Origin of the sequence: Mitsuaria sp. BK041, from assembly GCF_014193085.1 — a bacterium.
GTDB lineage: Bacteria > Pseudomonadota > Gammaproteobacteria > Burkholderiales > Burkholderiaceae_C > Roseateles.
In genome coordinates this window covers 591234-611503 of the sequence record NZ_JACHYT010000001.1, presented here as the reverse complement: position 1 = coordinate 611503, position 20270 = coordinate 591234, and the positions used below count along the sequence as shown (strand labels likewise).

General features: G+C 71.7%; 1 protein-coding gene. It reads left to right on the top strand.

The features are described from left to right. Positions 1–30 precede the first annotated feature (30 nt). Positions 31–20256 carry a leukotoxin LktA family filamentous adhesin gene (locus tag FHT38_RS02625; RefSeq protein WP_183489605.1) on the top strand — a complete coding sequence of 6742 codons (20226 nt, stop codon included), beginning with the start codon at positions 31–33 and terminating at the stop codon, positions 20254–20256. Positions 20257–20270 lie beyond the last annotated feature (14 nt).

Below are 20270 nucleotides of genomic sequence, written 5' to 3'. Positions count from 1 at the left end.
CGCCTTTCTGCTGCCCTCGCAGGATCCACCATGTCCAAGCGCCGCGTCCCCGCCTCCCGTCGTCAACCGCGCCGAGCGCCCGCCGTGCGCCAGGTGAGCCGGCCGCTGCGCTGGCTGTTGTCGGCGGCCTCGGTCAACGCGTGGGCCGCGGGCCCGGCGCACAACATCGACCCAGTCAGCGGCTTCACCACCGTCACCACCACCGGCACCAACATCCAGCAGGTGGTGAGCAACCCGGCCACCGGCGGCGTCGCGGTCAACGTCTTCAACCACTTCGTCGTCGGCGACGGCCACACGGTCAACCTGCAGGTGCCGACCGGCGCCAAGCTGGTCAACATCGTGCGCAGCAGCCGCCCCCAGGTCTGGGGCGTCCTCAACGCCTACCAGAACGGCAGCCTCGGTGGCGACGTCACCTTCGCCAGCGCCGACGGCTTCCTCGTGGGCTCCACCGGCGTCGTTAACGTCGGCAAGCTGACGCTGCGCACGCCCTCGCAGACCGACATCGACGACTTCGTCAGCGGCAACAAGGCGATCGGCGACCTCGCCAGCGGCACCTACTCGCTGTCGGCCAGCGGGCTGGTCACGATCCAGGGCAAGGTCAACACCCGCGACGGCGTGGTCATCGACGCCGACCAGCTCAGCGTCGAGGCGGGCGGTGTGATCACCGCCGGCAACGCGAAGTCGGCCAGCTACGTCAACGACGCCGCGGTCAACACCGGCGACCTCACCGCGCCGAAGACGCTGCAGCAGAACGGCGGCACGATCTCGATCGTCGCGCAGGGCAAGTCGGGCACCGCGGTCGCCGTCTCCGGCCAGCTGCTGGCCGACGGCGGCATCACCATCGAAGCCCCGACCATCGCGCTGAACGCCGGCTCCAGGCTCAACACCGAGCGGACCGCCGGCGCCGCCACCGGCGCGGTCACACTCACCGCCACGGCGACCGACAAGGTCGGCATGGGCCAGGCCAGCGCCGCGACCTCGATCACGCTGGACGGCAGCGTCGTCGCCACCGACTTCAGCGCCACCGCCAGCGCGCAGGCGCGCTCGTCCTACAGCGAGGACGCCGGCGTCTGGGCAGCCACCATCGCCCTGGGCGCGGTCAGCGGCCTCAACGCCAACTGGGTCGGCGCCAACGCCGATGCGACCGTCACGGTGGGCAGCGGCGCCGCCCTCACCGCCAGCGGCAACCTGACCCTCGCCAGCCAGGCCCGCGCCCTGGCCGACGACCCCGCCATCACGCTCAACGGCAACTCGCTGATCGGTGCCGCCGTGGTCTACGGCAAGGCCACCTCCGACAGCACCACCAAGGTCACCAGCGGCGCGACGCTCAGCGCCGGCGGCAAGCTCTCGGTCACGGCGCACAACGAGAACACGCTCAGCGTCAGCGCCCTCACCTTCGTCGCCACCAACGACAACACCGCCGTGGCCTCGGTCGCCATCGGCGAAGCCAGTTCGCATTCGAAGGCGCTCGTGGAAACCGGCGCCAACCTCACCGCCGGCAGCGTCGCGGTGAACGCCGAGAACCAGACCGCCTTCTACGTCGGCGCCACGGCCTACGGCCTGTCGGGCACCGCGCTGGGCGCCACCGTCGCCTACGGCAACCTGGTCACCAGCTCGATCGCCGACTTGGGCGCCAGCGTGGGCACGAACGCCGCCAAGGTGGGCGACGTGGAAGTCCTCGCGCTCGACCGCACCACCGAGCAGCGCGTGCACAGCAGCTCCACCGTGGGCAAGAGCCTGCTGTTCCGCACCCTGGGCGCGGCCCCGCTCGCCGCCATCGGCGCGGCGCAGAGCTTCGTCAACAGCGCGATGTCGCGCGTCGTGCCCACCAACGCCGCGGCCGACCTGGCCCGCAATGCCGACGGCTCGATGGACTTCCGCGTCGGCGCCGCCTTCACGCTGTCCGAGTACGACCACCAGGCCGTCGCCCATGTCGGCAACAACGTCGCCGGCAAGAATGCGCCGACGCTGGTGTCCTCGGGCAACGTCGTCGTCGGCGCCCGTGCCGACGTGCGCGAGATGCGGACCACCAGCGAGAGCAGCGTCTCCGCCCGCACCAGCCAGGGCAGCGGCACCGCCTCCGACCCGGAGGTGGCCAACAGCGCCAGCGTCGCGATCAACCTGGCCATCGGCGACACCCGCGCCAGCGCCGAGATCGGCGATCACACCGACATCACCGCCGCGCGCATCGGCGTCGCGGCCGAGCAATGGCAGCCGCTGGTCAGCACCTACAACCGGTGGGACAGCTTCAGCGACTACCTCGACCACCTCACCCCCACCGCCGGCCTGGGCACCAGCCTGCTGTCGGGCTTCGCCAATGCCGCCGGCGAGGCCGAAGAGAACGCGATCGCCTTCTCCTTCAACTTGCAGGCGCAGACCCACGAGACCAAGGCCTGGGTCGGCAGCCGCGCCAGGCTGACCAGCACCGCCGCCGCCGGCGGCTGGACCGCCGCCCACACGCTGAAGGACCTCGGCGACTTCGCCGACGCCGCCACCGCCTTCACCTTCGGTGGCGCCACCGGCGTCTACGCCTACAGCCAGGCCCAGACCATCGATATCGCCGGCAACATGGGCGCGCTGCTGATCGGCGCCGCCGTCGGCGCCGGTGACGACGGCAGCTCGCTCGGCGCCTCCATCACCTACGTCGGCAGCCAGAGCAGCACCGTCGCCGGCATCGGCAGCGGCGCCACGGTGAACGCCGGCGCGGGCGACCTCGCGGTCAAGGCCACCAACGACGACGCCCACATCGTCGTGGCGCCGACCTCCGGCATGGGCTCGGGCACCGCGTTCAACGGCATCCTCGGCGTGTTCTCGATGGACAACGACACGCGCGCCTCCATCAGCAACAGCGCCCGTCTGACCGCCTCGGCGATCGGCGTGGAAGCACACCAGTACGCCGGCAACTGGGCCGCGGCCGGCAGCTTCGCGTACACCGACTCCAAGGCCATCGGCGTCGCCATCGCGATCAACGACAGCGAAGGCACCACCCGCGCCCGCATCGGCGACAACAGCGACGACGACGCGCTGGTCGCCGGCTACACGCCGGTCAGCACCGCCTACACCGGCAGCGCGCCCACCGCCGGCATCACGACGGACCGGCTCACGGTCCATGCGAGCACCGACGGCACCAGCGGCTCGATCGCCGCCGCCGGCGCCGCCACCACGCCCAAGACCGGCGAGCCCGGCTACGGCCAGCAGTTCGAGGACAAGTGGGCCGCGCTGCAGGGCAAGCTGACGGCCGCGTTCGGCGGCTCCCAGTCCCAGATCAGCAGCCAGTCCAAGAGCGGCCAGCAGAACAGCGGCTCGGGCGACAGCGTGGCCCAGAACCCGGATGCGGGCCTGGGCATCTCGGGCAGCCTCGCCGCCAACCTCACCGACCTGGACACCCAGGCCCAGTTGACCGGCGTGACGGTCAGCGCGCGCACCACGCGCAGCGCGATCGACGTGCAGGCGCTCGAGAAGACCGTGCAGGTCGGTGCCGCCGGCTCGGCCGCCTTCATCATGGCGGCCAAGGATCCGGCCGCCAGCAGCACGACCGCGTTCTCCGGCGCCGCCGCCTATCTGCTGAGCAACAACGATGCCGAAGCGGTGGTCAACAGCGTCACCGCGCTGAACGCCGGCGACGTCACCGTGCAGGCCGCGCAGGCCGGCCAGCGGCTGGGCATCGGCCTGGGCTTCTCCGTCAACACCAACAATGCCAGCGGCAAGAACTACAGCGTCGGCGTGTCGGCCTCCGCCGCGCAGGTCAACGACAGCGCCAGCGCGCGCATCGAAGACAGCACGCTGGACGCCCAGGACGCCAGCCGGACGCTGGACGTGCAGGCCTACACCCGCACCGACATCGGCGTCGGCGGCGGCTCGCTGTTCGGCGGCGGCAAGGGCGGCATCGGCCTGGCCATCACCTATGCGGAGATCGGCAACGGCAGCCGCGACGCCACCGAGGCGCTGATCTCCGGCTCCACGCTCACCGACTTCAGCACGCTCAGCCTGAGCGCCACCAACGCCAGCCGCATCGCCTCCGGCGCGGCCAGCCTGGGCGGCGGCAACGACGCGCTGGGCTTCGCCGGCAGCTTCGTGATCAACCAGGTCGGCGGCACGCACGGCGCCAGGCTGCTGAACTCGACGGTCCTCAACACCGGCGTGCTCAGCCTCGACGTGCGCGGCGCCGTGAACTCGGCGCTCGACACCACGCTCGACGGCCTGGGCAGCGGCAGCGAGAACGGCAACTTCGACTTCAGCGGCGCGCTGGTCGCCGACTTCGCCAGCCCCGGCGGCAGCTTCAACGGCACCGGATCACGCGTGCTGGGCGTGGCCGGTTTCCTGCAGTACGGCAAGTCCAACATCGGCATCGCCTACGTCCACAACGACATCGAGCAGACGCACGAAGCCGCGATCACCGGCTCCACCGTCACGGCCACGACCGTGAAGGTGAACGCGCAGGACGAGAGCGCCGCCATCGCGGTGTCCGCCGGCGTGGGCGTCTCCACCGGCACGCTGTCCGGCGTCGGCTCGGTGGCGGTGAACGAGGTCAACAACACGCTGTCGGCCCGCATCGGCGACTGGAACGCCACCACCGCCAGCGGCTCCATCACCGCCGGCGGCATCAGCGTGACGGCGCAGCACCGCGCCGACATCGTGGCCGGCGCCGGCGCGCTGGCCGTCTCCAAGGGCAGCTCCGGCGGCCTGGCGCTGGCGCTCAACCTCATCGGCACGCGCGAGCACGCCACCACCGCGCAGATCGGCTGGACCGATCTCTACACCAACGGCACCGTCGACGTCTCCGCCACCAGCGGCACCAGCGGCGATGCCAACACGCTGATCGCCTTCTCCGCGGGCGTGGCGCTGTCGCAGGGCGGCCTGGCCTTCGCCGGCGCATTGGGCATCAACAACGTGGACCAGTCGGTCGACGCCGGTCTGCGCGCCGTCAACACCGTCAGCGGCAACACCACCTACCGACCGGTCAGCGTCTCGGTGAAGGCCTCCGACGACACCGAGAACCAGGCCTTCGGCGTGATGGGCGCAGGCTCCGAGAACGGCATCGCCGCCGCCATCGGCGTCGGCGTCAACCGCATCGACAGCGACGTCACCGCGCAGGTGCTGGGCGGCCGCGCCACCACGCTCTACACGCAGAGCCTGCTGGTCGACGCCAGCCGTCGCAACGACCTGTACACCTTCGACGTCGGCGTTTCCGGCGCCAGCGGGCTGTCGGGCGCGGCCTCCATCGGCACCAGCGTCACCGACGGCCACGTGCTCGCGCAGATCGCCGGTTCGGCCAAGGTGGACGCGACCAACAACGTGCGCGTCTCCGCGCAGGCGGACACCTTCCACGCCGTCGGCAGCGGCGCGATCGGCCTGGGCACCGGCGCCGCGGCCGGCGCGCTGGCGGTGAGCACCGCCGTCGACACCGGCATCACGGAAGCGCTGGTCGACAACGCCGAGGTCAAGGCGCTCGGCCGCAGCGGCGGCGTCGCGATCCGCAGCGGCCGGCTCGCCAGTGGTCCCTCCACGCCCGACCTGTCCACCGCTGGCGACAGCGTCGACACCGACGCGCTGAGCCAGTCCTTCCAGGACCAGGGCCTCGCCGAAGGCAGCGCCACCGTCAGCGGCCTGGCGGTCAACGCCACCAGCGCGCAGAAGATGCGCACCGTCGACGTGGCCGGCGCCGGCAGCACCGGCGCGGCCGCGGTGACGATCAACGTCACCACCAACGACTTCGAGGGCCGCACCAGCGCCCGCGTCACCAACAGCGCGATCAATGCCGGCGTGAGCGGCGAAGCCGGCGCCGACGTCACCGTGCGCGCCAGCGGCCACAGCTTCGGCCTGGGCATCGCGGCCGGTCTCGCCGGTGCGAGCCAGGGCGCCGGCATCGCCGGCCTGGCGATGAACCTGCAGACCCACGACGTCGATGCGCGCGTCGAAGGCAGCACCGTCAAGGCGGATGCGTTGACGCTGGATGCGGCGGCCACGCAGACCGCCCAGGCCGTGGCGGCCGGCGGCGCCGGCGGTGGCACCGGCGCGGGCGCCGCGTCGATGGTGGTCACCACGCAGTACGGCGACGTGACCGCCTGGCTCAAGGGCGGCACGACCACGGCCAACACGCTGACGGTGAAGGCCGATCGGCAGCAGGAGAGCGACGTCGCCGCCGGCGCCGTGGCCGGCGCCGGCCAGGTCGGCGTGGGCTTCGGCCTGTCCGTCAGCCGCATCGGCGGCGAGACCCGCGCCACCGTCGGCCGCGATCCCGACGACGACGACGCCACCACCGTCACCACGGTGAATGCTGGCGCGGTCGACGTGGACGCCGCCCGCTCCACCGTCATCAACAGCTACGCCTTCGGCGCCGGCATCGGCGTGGCCGCCACCGGCATCGCGGGCATGGTGAACGTCAGCGATCAGACCGGCGACACGCGCGCCGGCGTGTACGACACCGTGCTGCGCGCCGCCGATGGCAGCAGCGCCGCCACCTCGCTGGCCATCACCGCGCAGGACATCTACAGCGCCAACCAGCATGCGGCCGGCGCCGGCATCGGCCTCGTCGGCATCGGCGCGACCTTCAACGTGGCGCTGTCGCGCGCGTCGACCGTGGCCGAGCTCGTCGGCAGCGACGTGAAGGCGGGCAGCATCGACATCCAGGGTTATGCCGATCGCGAAGTCGGCATGAGCAGCGTCGCGGGCGGCGCCGGCAAATTCGCCGGCGCGGTCAGCCTGGGCTTCATCAAGTTCGGCTCCGGCGACGCCGGCGGCGCGGACGGCGAGCTGATCGACACCGCCGCCGCGGCCGACGCCGCGGTCAACCAGGGCTACGCGCAGCAGAACAGCCAGCTCACCAGCGCCGAGCAAAGCCGGCTCACCGCCCAGAGCGGCGGGCTGAGCCTGTCGGGCAGCGTGCAGAACAGCTCGGCCGCCGCGGACGCGACCACCACCACCGGCGACGGCACCGCGCTGAAGGTGGCCAGCGCCAGCCTGCTTGCCGCGCGCGTCTCGGGCGGCGCGGTCGTGGCGGACACCCTGGCCGTCGGCACCGATGGCCGCACCCACGCGTACACCCTGGCCGGCGCGGTGCAGGGCTCGCTGGCGGGCCTCTCCGGCGGCCTGGGCATCACGCGCGAATACTTCGTCAACAGCGCCGTCGTGGACGGCAACGTGCAGGCCCATGCGGTGACCGTGAGCGCCACCGCGCGCGACGGGGCCGGCGGCGCGGCCGGCGAGATCGAGGCCTTCACCGCCGGCGCCGGCGGGCTGGTGATCGGCGTCGCCTATTCCGACGTGCTGGTGCAGAACCGCGTCGTCGCGGGCGTGAACCGCGCGGTGGGCAACGACACCGGCGCGCTCGTGGTCAGCGCGCGCGACGCCACCACCGTCAAGGTCGGCGGCGACAACGAGAACAGCCCGGAGAACGTCAGCGTCGGCATCGGCGTGATCGGCGCCAGCGTCGTTCGCGCGGAGAAGAACAGCGACGTCGACGCCTGGATGGGCAAGACGGGCTACACGCTCGACGGCTATGGCGCCATGACCGTGGGCGCCAGCGTGAGCGGGCTGGTGCGCGCCACCGGTTTCTCGGTGAGCGCCGGCGTGATCAATGTCACCGGCGTGAGCGCGAACGCGGAAGACAACTCCAGCGCCGATGCGCGGCTGTTCGGCACCGTGGACACGGGCACCACCGGCGCCGTCACCGTCAACGCCAGCGCGCGACCCGAGACCTACGCGCGCGCCTACGGCGTGCAGGCGGCGCTGGGTGCCGCGGTGGGCGGCTCCTTCGCCTATGCCACGGCCAATACCAGCGCCACCGCGGCGGTCGCCGACAACACCGTCTTCACCGGCGGCGGCACGGTCGCGGTCAACGCCACGACCGGCGAGACCAACGCGGCCCTGCAGGGCAGCTACTTCAGCGCCGACGCCAAGGCGGTCGCTGCCTCCGGCGGCCTGCTGCTGGGCCTGGCCGGCACCGAGGTCACGGCCTCCAACAGCAGCAAGACCGTCGCTCAAGTCGGCGACCACGTGACGCTGCCGGTCGGCGATCTGAGCGTCAGCGCCACCGGCTACTCCGGTCAGCGCGCGCAGGGCGACGCCTACTTCGGCGGCATCCTCGCCTTCGGCCGCAACGTCGCCACCGCCTCGTCCAGCACCTCGACGCAGGTGCTGCTGGGCGTGGACCCGATCGCCGGCGTCACCCGCGCGGGCGACCTGACGCTCAGCGCCGTCGGCCTGGATCGCAACGAGGCCTTCGCCATCGGCGGCAGCGGCGGCGTGGTGAGCGGCGGCGCGGCGGAAGCGGTGGTCAAGGCCACCGACACCGACGACCGCCCCGCCGTGCTGGTGCAGGTCAAGGACTGGACCAGCGGGCGCAACATCGTCGGCACCGGCGGTCTGAAGCTGCTGGCCGAGCACACGACGCAGTTCTTCGGCGGCGCCGACACCACCGCCGTGTCGGTGATCGGCGGCGCGGCGGCCAACTCGACCACCACGATCGACGTCGACGCGAAGGTCAAGCTCGGCACCTACGCCGCCTTCGAATCGCAGGCGATCGACATCGCGGCGGTGAACGCCGTCGAGCAGCTCACCACCCCGTCCGTCTCGGGCTGGGACGTGTCGGTGAATGCCGGCGCCGGCGGCGGCATCAACGGCTACGCCGCCGGATCGACCGTCAACGTGACCCAGGGCTCGCAGATCAGCCTGGGCAACAACGCCAGCCTGGACGTGTTCGCGCTGTCGGCGCATGAGACCCTGGGCAACCGCTTGCGGCTGGATGCCTACAGCACGCTCAACCTGTTCGACAAGGCGCAGATTTCCACCGGCGGCGCGATCCAGCGCGCCGATGCGGGCTCCACCATCACCAGCACCGCCAACAACGCCATCACGCTGGGCAACGCGGTGACGCTGGACAACGAGGTCGACACGGTGCAGCTGGGCACCTACGCGCTGCAGAACGTGTGGGCCACCGCCAACGCCAAGACCTACGGCGCCGTGGGCGGTGCCGGCGGCACGGCGGTCATCAACGCCACCGTCAACAACACCGTCACGCTGGGTGCCGGCGACCTCCTCACCGGCTACGGCAGCGTCAGCCTGTACGCGGGCCGCAGCGCCGACAGCATCACCGACAACACGATGTCGCTGAACGCGGTGTCCGACGTCTACAACTGGACGCTCGCCTCCATCAGCACCAACGTGAAGGCCGACGCCAACGCGGTGGTCAACAACAACATCGACATCGGCAGCGGCGCCTCGGTGACGAGCGTGCGCAACATCTGGCTGCAGGCGGACGAAGGGCGTGTGGTCGTCAGCGGCACCGGCCGCGGCCACAACCCCTACCTGGAGCTGCTGAGCACCGAGACCAAGGCGGGCTCCGCCACCAGCACCACCAACTCCACGATCACCTTCCAGGGCACGGCCACGGTCGAAGCCGGCATCCGCCACAACCAGTCGGTCACGATCAACGCCGACGGCTCCTGGACCAAGGGCACCGGCACCCAGGCCACGGTCTACAACATGCCGAGCTTCAGCTCGCGCGACAGCCTGCAGACCTACATCGACACGCTCACCGCGGAGAAGAAGGTCACCGACGACTACGTCGCGAGCCTCGACGCGAGCGCGCGCGACTCCTATGTCTACTCGGCGCGCTACCAGGAGGTCCAGAGCCAGCTGAGCTTCCTGACGCCGCTGCTGAGCGAGCTCTCGGCCGGCACGGTCAACGCGGTCGTCGTGGCCGGCATCACCGCCGCCGGCGGCGACGTGCACCTGGCGGCCGACAAGGTGACGGTGAAGACCGGCGCGCCGACGATCACCGCGCATGGCGATCCCACCATCACCATCGTCAACAACAGCGCCAAGGCCTTGATCGTCGACACGCTCAGCATCCCCAACGATGCCGGCGGTCAGGTGCTGGTGACCGGCGGGGCGGCCAACAGCCTGCCGGCGGCGCTGAAGGTGAGCGAGGGCGGCAACGGCACCGGCAGCCAGATCACGATCACGCACAACCCGGGCGTGGACGGCGCCGATCTGGTCGTGCAGGGCGACATCACCAACCTCGGCGGCAAGGTCACCGTCGACGTCACGCGCGGCAGCATGCTGCAGACGGCCAGCATCTACGCCAAGGAGCTGGACCTCACCGTCGCCGACGTCTACCTGGTCAACACCAGCGGCATGCAGAGCTACGGCTTCTCGCCGCTGTCGCTGTCGGGCTACGTGACCAGCGGCCGCGGCTGGAAGCCCGCCTCCGCCGAAGAGGCGGTGATGTGGTTCGTCAGCGATCGCTACGAGAGCCAGATCAAGAGCAAGGGCATCACCGATTTCAACAAGTACTTCTACGGCACGGACTACGCCAGCGCCTACGGCTCGCAGGCCACCGTCACCACCAACGTCTTCCTGAACTGGGGCTTCAACGACGCGGACGAGTGCAAGACCAACTGCACGACCTTCTCGTTCCAGAACAACTCGGGCGGCGGCACGCGCGGCAATGGCACCTGGGGCTTCGACAACGTCGGCGACTACACCGGCAAGCTCACGCTGCACGCCAGCTACGACACGATCAAGAACAGCGGCTTCCTCGGCACCGCGGTCACGAAGGACGCGCTGAACGCGTCGCTGATCGCGGTGAACGCCGGCACGATCGACATCAACGGCACCATCCGCGCGGGCAACTTCAACAACTGGTCGGTGGACATCGGCGCGGGCTTCGACAGCGCGATCGCCACCTACATCGCCAAGAAGGGCCTGAAGGCCGGGGACACGGTCAGCATCACCCCGGGCCAGCCGCTGTACTACAGCGAGAACGTCTACAGCTGCGCCTTCCTCAACATCGGCTGCAGCTGGAAGCTCAAGACCTACAGCATCGACACCGGCGTGGCGCTGGCCAGCGGCGGCGACGCCGGCATCGGCCTGACCTACGACGTGGCCAGCGGCAAGCTCGCGCTGGCCGACGTGAACGCCAGCGGCAACGGCATGGTGATGCTGCGCGGCAAGATCGTCTCCACCGGCCAGGACGGCAAGATCCTGGTGGACGACGGGCTGGGCACGATCAAGGTCAACAACAGCTCGACCAAGGCGCTGGTGGTCAACGACCTGAACGCCGGCAACCAGTCCACCGGCATCATCCGGATCACCGACACCAACTACAACAACCGCACCGACTGGTATGTCCACGAGGCGGGCCAGTCGATCAAGCATTACGTCACCGGCAGCGGCGCCACGACCTACACCGGCAGCACCGGCGTGACCGACGGCTGGATGGAGAGCGGCAACGCCACCACCAGCTACCAGCCGATGCAGGGCCAGTGGTACAAGTGGACCGAAAGCACCCGCGTCACGCGCAGCTACAGCGGCCGCAGCACCAACGACCTGGCCACCATCTGGCCCACCGGCGACTGGAAGTTCGTCAACCAGGACACGCCCTGGACGGTCGGCAGCGGCAGCATCGTCACCGCCTGCGGCAGCTGCGGCAGCGACTACCTCACCGGCGTCTTCAATGCCGGCTCGGTGCGCGCGGTGGACAGCTTCCACGTCCCTTGGTCCTACTCCCCGTACTACGGCGGCACCTTCGTCGATCGCTACTGGCAGTACTACGTGCCCTACGACCTGACGATGTCGGTGGACTATTACGTCAAGGCCGACCACGCGATCAAGATGCAGTTCGTCGGCGCGGCGCAAGGCACGGTCGCGATCGGCTCCAGCACCAACGTCGCGCTCAACGGCACGATCAGCAACTCGCTGGGCAGCACCAGCATCAGCACCAGCGGCAACCTGAGCGCGGACGCCGCGGCCGTGGTCAACAGCAAGACGCTGACCCTGTCCGCCGGCGGCAACCTCGGCACCGGCACGCAGGCGATCAACGCCATCACCAGCAACATCAGCGCCACCGCGGGCGGGCTGGTGAACCTGGACCTGACCGCGCAGTCGTCGTCGATCGCGCTGCAGACCATCCGCGGCGGCGGCGACGTCACCGTGGTCGCGGACAAGTCGCTGCTGCCCACCGGCAGCGGCACCCACCTGGCGGGCCGCAATGTCAATGTCACCAGCACCTTCGGCGGGCTGGGGGACGTGGCGGGCAACCAGGTCGTGAACACCGCCGTCACCGGCACGCTGACCGTCAACACCCGCGGCGACATCGCGCTGCGGCAGGCCAGCGGGGACCTGACGCTCAACACGCTCACCGCCGAAGGCGGCGACGTCAGCGTCACGGTGGACAACGGCCGCCTGCTCAACGGCATCGGCAGCAACACGCGCAGCGCGGAAGAGACGGCCTACCTCGCGGCGCTGTGGCAGTCGCTCAACATGACCGGCGCCGACGCCGGCCAGGAGACCGTCAAGGCTTTCGAGAACCAGGTCAGCGCGCGGTACCAGCAGTACCACCTGATCAAGCAGCGTTTGAGCGATGCCAGCGACGCCGGCTTCGCGATCGCGCCCGCTTATCTGGAGGCGATGCGCACGCGCGTCGCGCTGCAAAAGGGCGTGAGCACCGCCAGCCTGAGCGACGCCGCGGTGACCGCGGCGGTGAAGGCCGAGTACCAGGGCATCACCAGTTTCTTCACCGCGCAGTTCGGCAACGCGTTGCCGTTCGACACGGCCGCGGCCTTCGACACCGGCTGGCGCTACACGCTGGACACGAACTCGGCGCTCTACGCGAGCCTCGTCTCGGGCGCGAAGTGGAAGCAGAGCCAGCTGGAGGTGGCGATCAGCGAGGCGGCGCTGACGCCGGTCACCTCGACCACCATCAGCAGCCGCGCGGCCAACATCAGCGGCAACAACGTCACGCTCAAGACCAGCGCCGGCAGCGTGGGCAAGGACGCCGCCAGCCTGTCCATCGCGATCGCGCGTGCCAACCCTGTGCTCAGCGACGCGGAGAAGGCCGCGCTGGTCAGCGCCGGCCCGGGCGACCTCAGCTTCGTCACGACCGACGCGCAGGTGCTGGCCACCGTCAAGCAGCAGGATCCGCTGAAGGTCAACGCGTCGGGCGTGTTCAAGGCGACGAGCCGCGACGCGCTGTACGTGGAGTCCGACCAGGCCCTGGCGCTGGGCGGCGTGCAGTCGACGCTGGGCGACGTGCGCCTGAGCGCGGGCGGCAGCCTCACCAGCGCCACCGGCGGCGGCACCACCATCTCGGCCCACGGGCTGAACCTGGCGGTGTCGCAAGGCAGCATCGGCACGGCCGCCGCGCCGATCCGGCTGGCCCTGAGCGACGCGCTGCGCGTGGCCAGCGCCCCGGGCGACATCTACGTCTCCCAAGGCAGCGGCGATCTGGCGCTGGGCAGCCTGGGCGCCGGCGGCACGCTCAGCGTCACCGCGGGCGGCTCGCTGACGAACTGGGCCTCCAATGGCAGCGGCTATCACCTGCTGGGCGACAGCATCAGCCTGCTGGCCGGAGGCGCGCTGGGCAGCGCCGACCGCGCACTGCGCCTGCGCCTGACCGGCGGCACGCTGACGCTGGCCGGCACCTCCGCCACCCTGGAGGCGCAGAGCAGCAACCAGTGGACGCTCGGCCAGGTCTCGCTGTTGAACGGCCTGGTGCTCGACGCCACCGGCGACCTCTCGCTCGCGGGCACGCTCAATGCGGCGAGCGCCACGCTGCGCGGCACGGGCGCCGTGTCGGCAACCGCTGCGGCGAACTGGCTCACCAGCGGCGCCACCACCGTGACCGGCACCAGCCTGGCCTTGGCGAGCGGACGTTTCTCCGCCTCGGCGCTGGCGCTGCAGGCGACGGCTGGCGGACTCGAGGTCGGCGAACTGAGCGCCGGCGATGGCGGCATCGATCTGCTCGGCACGGCGCTGATCGGCCTGCGCGGCCCGATCTCCAGCTCGGGCCACCTGCTGGCCGATGGCCAGTCGCTGCTGATGGACGCCGGAGCGAGCGCCTCGGCCGGCGGCGGCATCACGTTCACGACGGTGGGCGCGATGGACCTGAGCTTCCTCGAAGCGGGCGGCGACCTGCGGCTGGACGCCGGCGCGCTGAGCGTGTCGCGGCAGCTGCGCGGCGCACGCGTCGAGGTCGACGCCACCCGCATCGATCTCGCGGCCGGCAGCCTGTTGCAGGCCGGGCAGGACGCCCGCCTGAACGGCACGCAGCTCACGATGGGCGATGGCGCGCTGCTGTCGACCGGCGGCCGCCTGGCCGTCACCACCACCGGCGACCAGCAGTTCGCGCGCTTGAGCGCGGGCGGCGAGCTGGCGCTGACGGCAGGCGGCGCGCTGTCCCTGAACGGCGAGGCCTGGGCGCAAGGCCCGGTCAACATGCAAGCGGGCAGCGCCGCCATGGCCGCGGGCAGCTCGCTCGGCACGGCCGGCGCGCTCACCGTCATCACGACGGGCGACCAGTCGCTGCGCTCGCTGCAGGCCGGGGAGGCGCTGGCGCTTCAGTCCGGCGGTGCGCTGACCCTGGATGGCGCGTCGACCTCGGCGCTGGACACCCGCCTGACGGCGCAGGGCGCGATCCGGATCGCCTCCGGTGCCAGCCTGCAGTCGAACGGCGCGCTGCAGCTGCAAGGCGGCAGCCTGAACGCCGGCGGCGGCAGCCTGCTGCAATCGGCCGGCGATGCGTCGATCACGACGACCGGCGACCTGTTGCTGGCGCAGCTGGTCGTCGGCGGCAAGCTGGATCTGCGCGCGGACGGCGATGCGCGTCTGGCGGATGCCGGCTGGATCCAGGGCAACGCGACGCTGCGGGCCGACAGCCTGCGCCTGGACGGCGAACTCTCCTCGTCCAACGCGGTGAGCCTGATCGCCGCTCGTGATCTGGCGCTCAACCAGTGGGTGCGGGCGCGTGACATCACGGTCGATGCCGGCACGCTGCTTGTCGCGAGCGGCGCCGGCCTGCAGGCGTCGAACCTGCTGCGGGCGGACGCCGGCAGCATCGACATGAGCACCGGCAGCGCCTTCGTCAGCGCGGGCGATCTCGCGCTGATCGGGCAAGCGGACCTGTCGCTGGGCCGGGTGTCGGCCGACGGCCAGCTCACGCTGCGGTCGGGGGGCACGCTGTCGCTCATGGACGCCATCCACGGCGGTCCATCGATCCTGATGACGGCGGACCGCCTCACCGTCGGTGCCGGCGTGGCCGTGACCTCCGGCGGATCGTTGACGGCCCAGGCCACCGAGGTCACGGCCGGGGCGGCCAGCCAACTGGTGGCGGGCACCGACCTGCAACTGGCTGGCGATGGCGACGTGCAGCTGGCGCAACTGACGGTGGGCCGCCATCTGCAACTGCAGGCGGCGGGCCAGGCACGGCTGACGGAAGCGACGCAGGTGACCGGCGACGCGACCCTGCGGGCGACGCAGCTGACGATCGACGGCGGCCTCAACGCCGGTGGCGCGCTGCGCCTGCAAGGCGACCGCGACCTGGCCATCGCCAGCACGGTCTGGGGCGGAAGCACCACGGCGACGGGGCAGGCCGTCAGCTTGTCCGCGGCGGGCTCGCTGTACGGCGGTCAATCGCTGGCCGTGACGGCGGACACGCTGAGCATGGCCGCGGGCAGCCGCATCGACGCGGGCACCACGCTGGCGCTGACGACCACCGGCGCCCAGCAGCTGGCGCGTCTGCGCTCCGGTGGCGCGATGACGGTACAAGCCGGTACCGACCTGTCGATCGGCGAGTTCGCGACCGCCAATGCGGGCATGAGCCTGCGGGCTGGCGGCGTGCTGTCGCTGGCCGATGCCTCGCTGGTGCAGGCGCGCGGCGCGCTGAGCCTGCAGGCGGGCAGCGTGGCCGCCGGCCATGGCAACCGCCTGGTGTCGGGTGGCGATCTCCAGATCACCAGCCTCGGCGGCGTGGCCTTGGAGGCGCTGCAATCGGGCGGTCAGTTGCTGCTGAGCGCTGGCGGCGCGGCAAGCGTCGCCGGCGTCACGTCGGTGCAGGGACTGGCCCGTCTGCAGGCCGACAGCCTGCGACTGCAGGGAAGCTGGCAATCCGCCAACGACCTGCAGCTCACCGCGACGCAGGGCGTCACGATCGAGGCCCTGTTGAAGGCCCGGGCGCTCGGCGTGAGTGCCGCGTCACTGGACCTGGCCGACGGCGTGCAAGCGACGGCCACCGGTTCCGTCGCGGTGGACGCCGGCCGCATCGGCATGGGCGCGCAGAGCCAGCTGCACAGCGGCGGTGACCTGCGCCTCAGCACCACCGGCGACCAGACGCTCGCCACGCTCTACGCGGGCAACGACCTGACGCTGAACGCGGGCGGCGCGCTCGCGATCCGAGAAGCGGTCTATGCCAACGGTGCCGCGGCCATCGTCGCCGATGGCGCGCTGCGCCTCGACGCGGCGGGCACCGTGCAGTCGGGCCGCGCGCTCGACGTGCAGGCTGATGCGCTGCAGGCGGGCGCTGGCAGCCGCTTCCTGTCGGGTGGCGCCATGACCTTGTCCGCGCGTGGCGATCTCGGCCTCGCGCAGGCCGTGTCCGGCGGCGCGCTGGCGCTGTCTGCCGGTGGCACGCTGCGCACCGACGAGGGGCTGAGCGCCCAGGCCGGTGCTCGCGTCGATGCGGGCGAACTGCAGGTCCTCGGCCGCTGGACGGTGAATGGCGACCTGGCAGCGCATGTGGCGCGCGGGCTCGCGCTCGACGCCGACGTCCAGGCCTTCAACGTGTCCCTGTTCGCCGACAGCCTCACGCTCGGCGACGGGGTGACGCTGACCAGCGGCGGCGCGCTGTCGGTGGACAGCGGCCGCCTGCTCATGGGCACCGGCAGCCTGCTGGACAGCGCGGGCGGCGCTCGCCTGGTCACGCTCGGCGACCAGACGCTGGCGCGGGTGAACGTGCTGGGCGACCTGCTGCTGCAGAGCGGCGGCGCGATGCGTCTGATGGCGTCGACTTCGGTGCAGGGCGATGCGCAGGTGAACGCGCAGTCGCTGGCCATCGACGGCGGCTGGTTCTCCAGCGGCGACCTGCGGGTCTCGGCCGCGCAAGGCCTGGCGCTGAACAGCGGCCTGCACGCGGCGAACGCGACGCTGAGCGCCGCCGATCTGACGGTCGCCGACGGCGTCACGGTGAACGCCGCGAGCGCGCTGACGATCAATGCCGGAGCCATCGCGATGGGCGACGGCAGCGCGCTGGAAGCCGCGGGCGCGATGCAACTGATCTCGCAGGGCCGGCAATCGATCACGCGACTGAAGGCGGGCACCGACCTGCTGCTGCAGGCGGGTGGCGATCTGTCGCTGCGAGAGCAGGCCATCGCGGGGCAGTCGCTGACCGGCACCGCCGGTGGTTCGCTCGACGTGGCGCCCGGCGCGCTGGTCCAGGCGGGCGGCGCCCTGTCGCTGCAGGCGGCCGGCCTGCAAGCCGGCATGGGCAGCCGCATCGCCTCGGGCGGCGACATGCAGCTCGTCAGCGGCAACGGCGTGACGCTGGCCTTGCTGGACGTGGGCGGCTCGCTCGCGCTGCAGGCGGGCGGCGCGGTGAGCTTGGCTGATCGCGTCGGCGTGAATGGCGATGCGCAGTTGCGGGTGCAGGGCCTGACCCTCGACGGCGACTGGAACTCGGCCGGCGCGCTGCGCGTGCACGCGGACCGGACTGTGGCGCTGAACCGCGCGGTCCAGGCCGGCAACGTGTCGGTCGAAGCCGATGCGGTGACGATCGCGGCAGGTGCGCCGCTCGCGGCCTCCGGCAGCCTGAGCCTCGATGCTGGCTCGCTGAGCATGGCGACGGGCAGCCGCATCGCCGCGCAAGGCGACGTGGTGCTACGCACCCGTGGCGAGCAGCACCTGGGTCAGGTGTCGACTGGCGGCGCGCTGTCCCTGGCCGCTGGCGGCGGCGTCTCGTTGAACGGCGACTTGCTCGCCTCGGGCGACATCGGCCTGGCGACGGGCGACGCGTTGGTCCTCGCTCCTGGCGTCACGCTGGGCGCGGGCGGACGACTGGACGCCCAGGCCCGCAGCCTCGAAGGCGGCGACGCGAGCCTGCTGCGATCGGGCGGGGACATGACGGTCGTCGCCGATGGCGACGTGCGGCTGGCGCGGCTGGAGAGCGGTGGCGGTCTCGCCTTGCAGGCTCGCGGCGCGGTGCGGACCCGCGACGCCGTGTCGGTGCAGGGCTCGGCTTCGCTGCTGGGCGACAGCCTCGTCGTCGATGGCGGCTGGGCGTCGCAAGGCGCGCTGACTGTGCAGGCATCGGGCGGCGTCGCGCTGAACAGTGAGGTGCGCGCGGGCCAGGTGTCGATCGACGCCGGCTCCGTCGATCTCGCCGCCGGCGTGGCGCTGCGCAGCGGTGATGCGATCAAGTTGAACGCTTCGACCGTGACGATGGGCGCCGACAGCGCCTTGACCACGGGCAGCGCGCTGCAGCTGAAGGCGGACACGCTGGCGATGGCAAGCGGCAGCGCCATGTCGGCCGGCGGCTCGTTGTCGCTGACGACATCGGGCGCGCAGACGCTCTCGACGCTCAGCGCAGGCGGCGACGTGTCGCTGCAGGCTGGCGGCGGCGTGAGCCTCAACGGTCAGGTGAAGACCGATGGCGACCTCGCGCTGAAGGCCGGCGGCGCCCTGGGCGTCAACGAGCGGATCACCGTGGGCGGCGACGTCTCGCTGCAGGCCGGCGGCGGCGTGAGCCTCAACGGTCAGGTGAAGACCGGTGGCGACCTCGCGCTGAAGGCCGGCGGCGCCCTGGGCGTCAATGAGCAGGTGAGCGTCGGTGGCGACCTCTCCCTGCAGACCGGGGGCGACCTCCGCGTGGGCGGGCCGCTGACCGTCGGCGGCAATGCCGTGGTCGACGCCGCGGGCGAGGCTCGCCTCGCCGCGGGCCGCGCGATGAACGTGGGCGGGGCTTTGCAGCTCGGCGCCGACACCGTCGTGATGGAAGCGGGCAGCCTGCTCGCGACCGGCGGCAATGCCAGCCTGCGTGCCGCGCAAGGAGCGCAGCTGGACCAGCTCCGCATCGGCAACGACCTGTCCGTGGCAGCCGGCGACAAGCTCGCGCTGCAGGGCAGCGTGGCCGCGGGCGGCCAGGTCGCGTTGCAGAGCGGCGGCGCGACGCAGCTCGCCGACGGCCACGGTCTCACGGCCGGCGGTGCGTTCAGCAGCGAGTCCGCTGAATGGCGGATGGGCGCGGGCAGCGGCTTGCAGGCCGAAGGCGACCTGCGGCTGCAGGCCAGCGGCGACGTGCTGCTGGCGGCCGTCACCGGGCACGGCGACGCGCTGTCGGTGCAGGCCGGCGGCAAGCTGCTCGGCCGCTCCGATGCCGCGGTGCATCTGCGCACCGCCACCGGCACGCGCGCCGAGCTCAAGGCCGGCCTGGGCATCGGCGATCCGCTGGTGGTCGACGTGCCGTGGCTGAGCGTGACCACCAGCAGCGGCGACATCCACCTGGTCGTCGAGCGCGATCTGTATTCGCCGCTGATCAGCGCCGCCAATGGCACGGTCACGATGACGGTGAAGGGCAGCCTCGGCGTCGACCACCTGATCGGCAATCCGAACCTGTGGATCGACGGCCGTCTCGCGGCCGGCCAGATGACGCTGCACGGCGGCACGCTGAGCTCGCGTGAGGCGCTCGAGGTCGACGACCTCACGCTGCTCGACGGCGGACCGCTGACGGTCGAGGCGCCGCGCATCGCGCTCGGCGTGGATGGCGCCGGCGCGCCGGTCACGACGCTGTCGCTGACCGGCCGCGACGGCGCTCGCGCCGAGGAGATCGCGCTGACCGTCACCGGCACGAAGAAGGTCGACATCACGCGGCTCTCCACCCGCGACGGCCAGCTCACGCTGCCCGCCGACGTCGCGCTGCGCGACGCCAGCGCCAGCGGCGAGCTGACGATCAAGACGCCGGTCGTGTCGATCAGCCTGGACAACGTGAGCGCCGCTGCCCGTCCCGCCGACGCGCAACTGATCACGCCCCAGGACCGCTTCTGGCTGCAGCTGCAGGGCAACGCGCTCTACACCGACGCCCTGGTCACGCGCTTCCAGTCGCCGCTGGCGCTGTACTTCCATCGCGCCACCGAGGACAAGCTCGTCGCCCAGCAGGCCTTCTACCGCATGAGCACCGAGCACCTGTCCCAGGAAGTCGCCGGCCACAGCTGGCGTCTGCCGGCCACCTCGCTGCCGCTGGTGACCGGCACGCCGCTGGTGAGCTGGGGCAGCACCTTGATGCCCGCGGTGAACCTCGAGGGCATGCCCACCCTGGCGGCCGCCCTCGCGGCGGCGCGTGCCGCCGAGGGCCTGGCCGAACGCACCGACCGCGGCGCCAGCGGTCGCGACCTCGGCCGCGATGCCGGGCGGGACGGCCAGCGCGACGACAAGCGCGACGCGGAGCGCCGCGACGAGATCGTGATCGGCGAACCGCTGGCGGCGCGCTGATCCGGATGAATCAG

Coding starts and splice junctions, on each gene's coding strand:
- FHT38_RS02625 (WP_183489605.1), top strand. CDS start 31: ATGTCCAAGCGCCGCGTCCCCGCCTCCCGTCGTCAACCGCGCCGAGCG.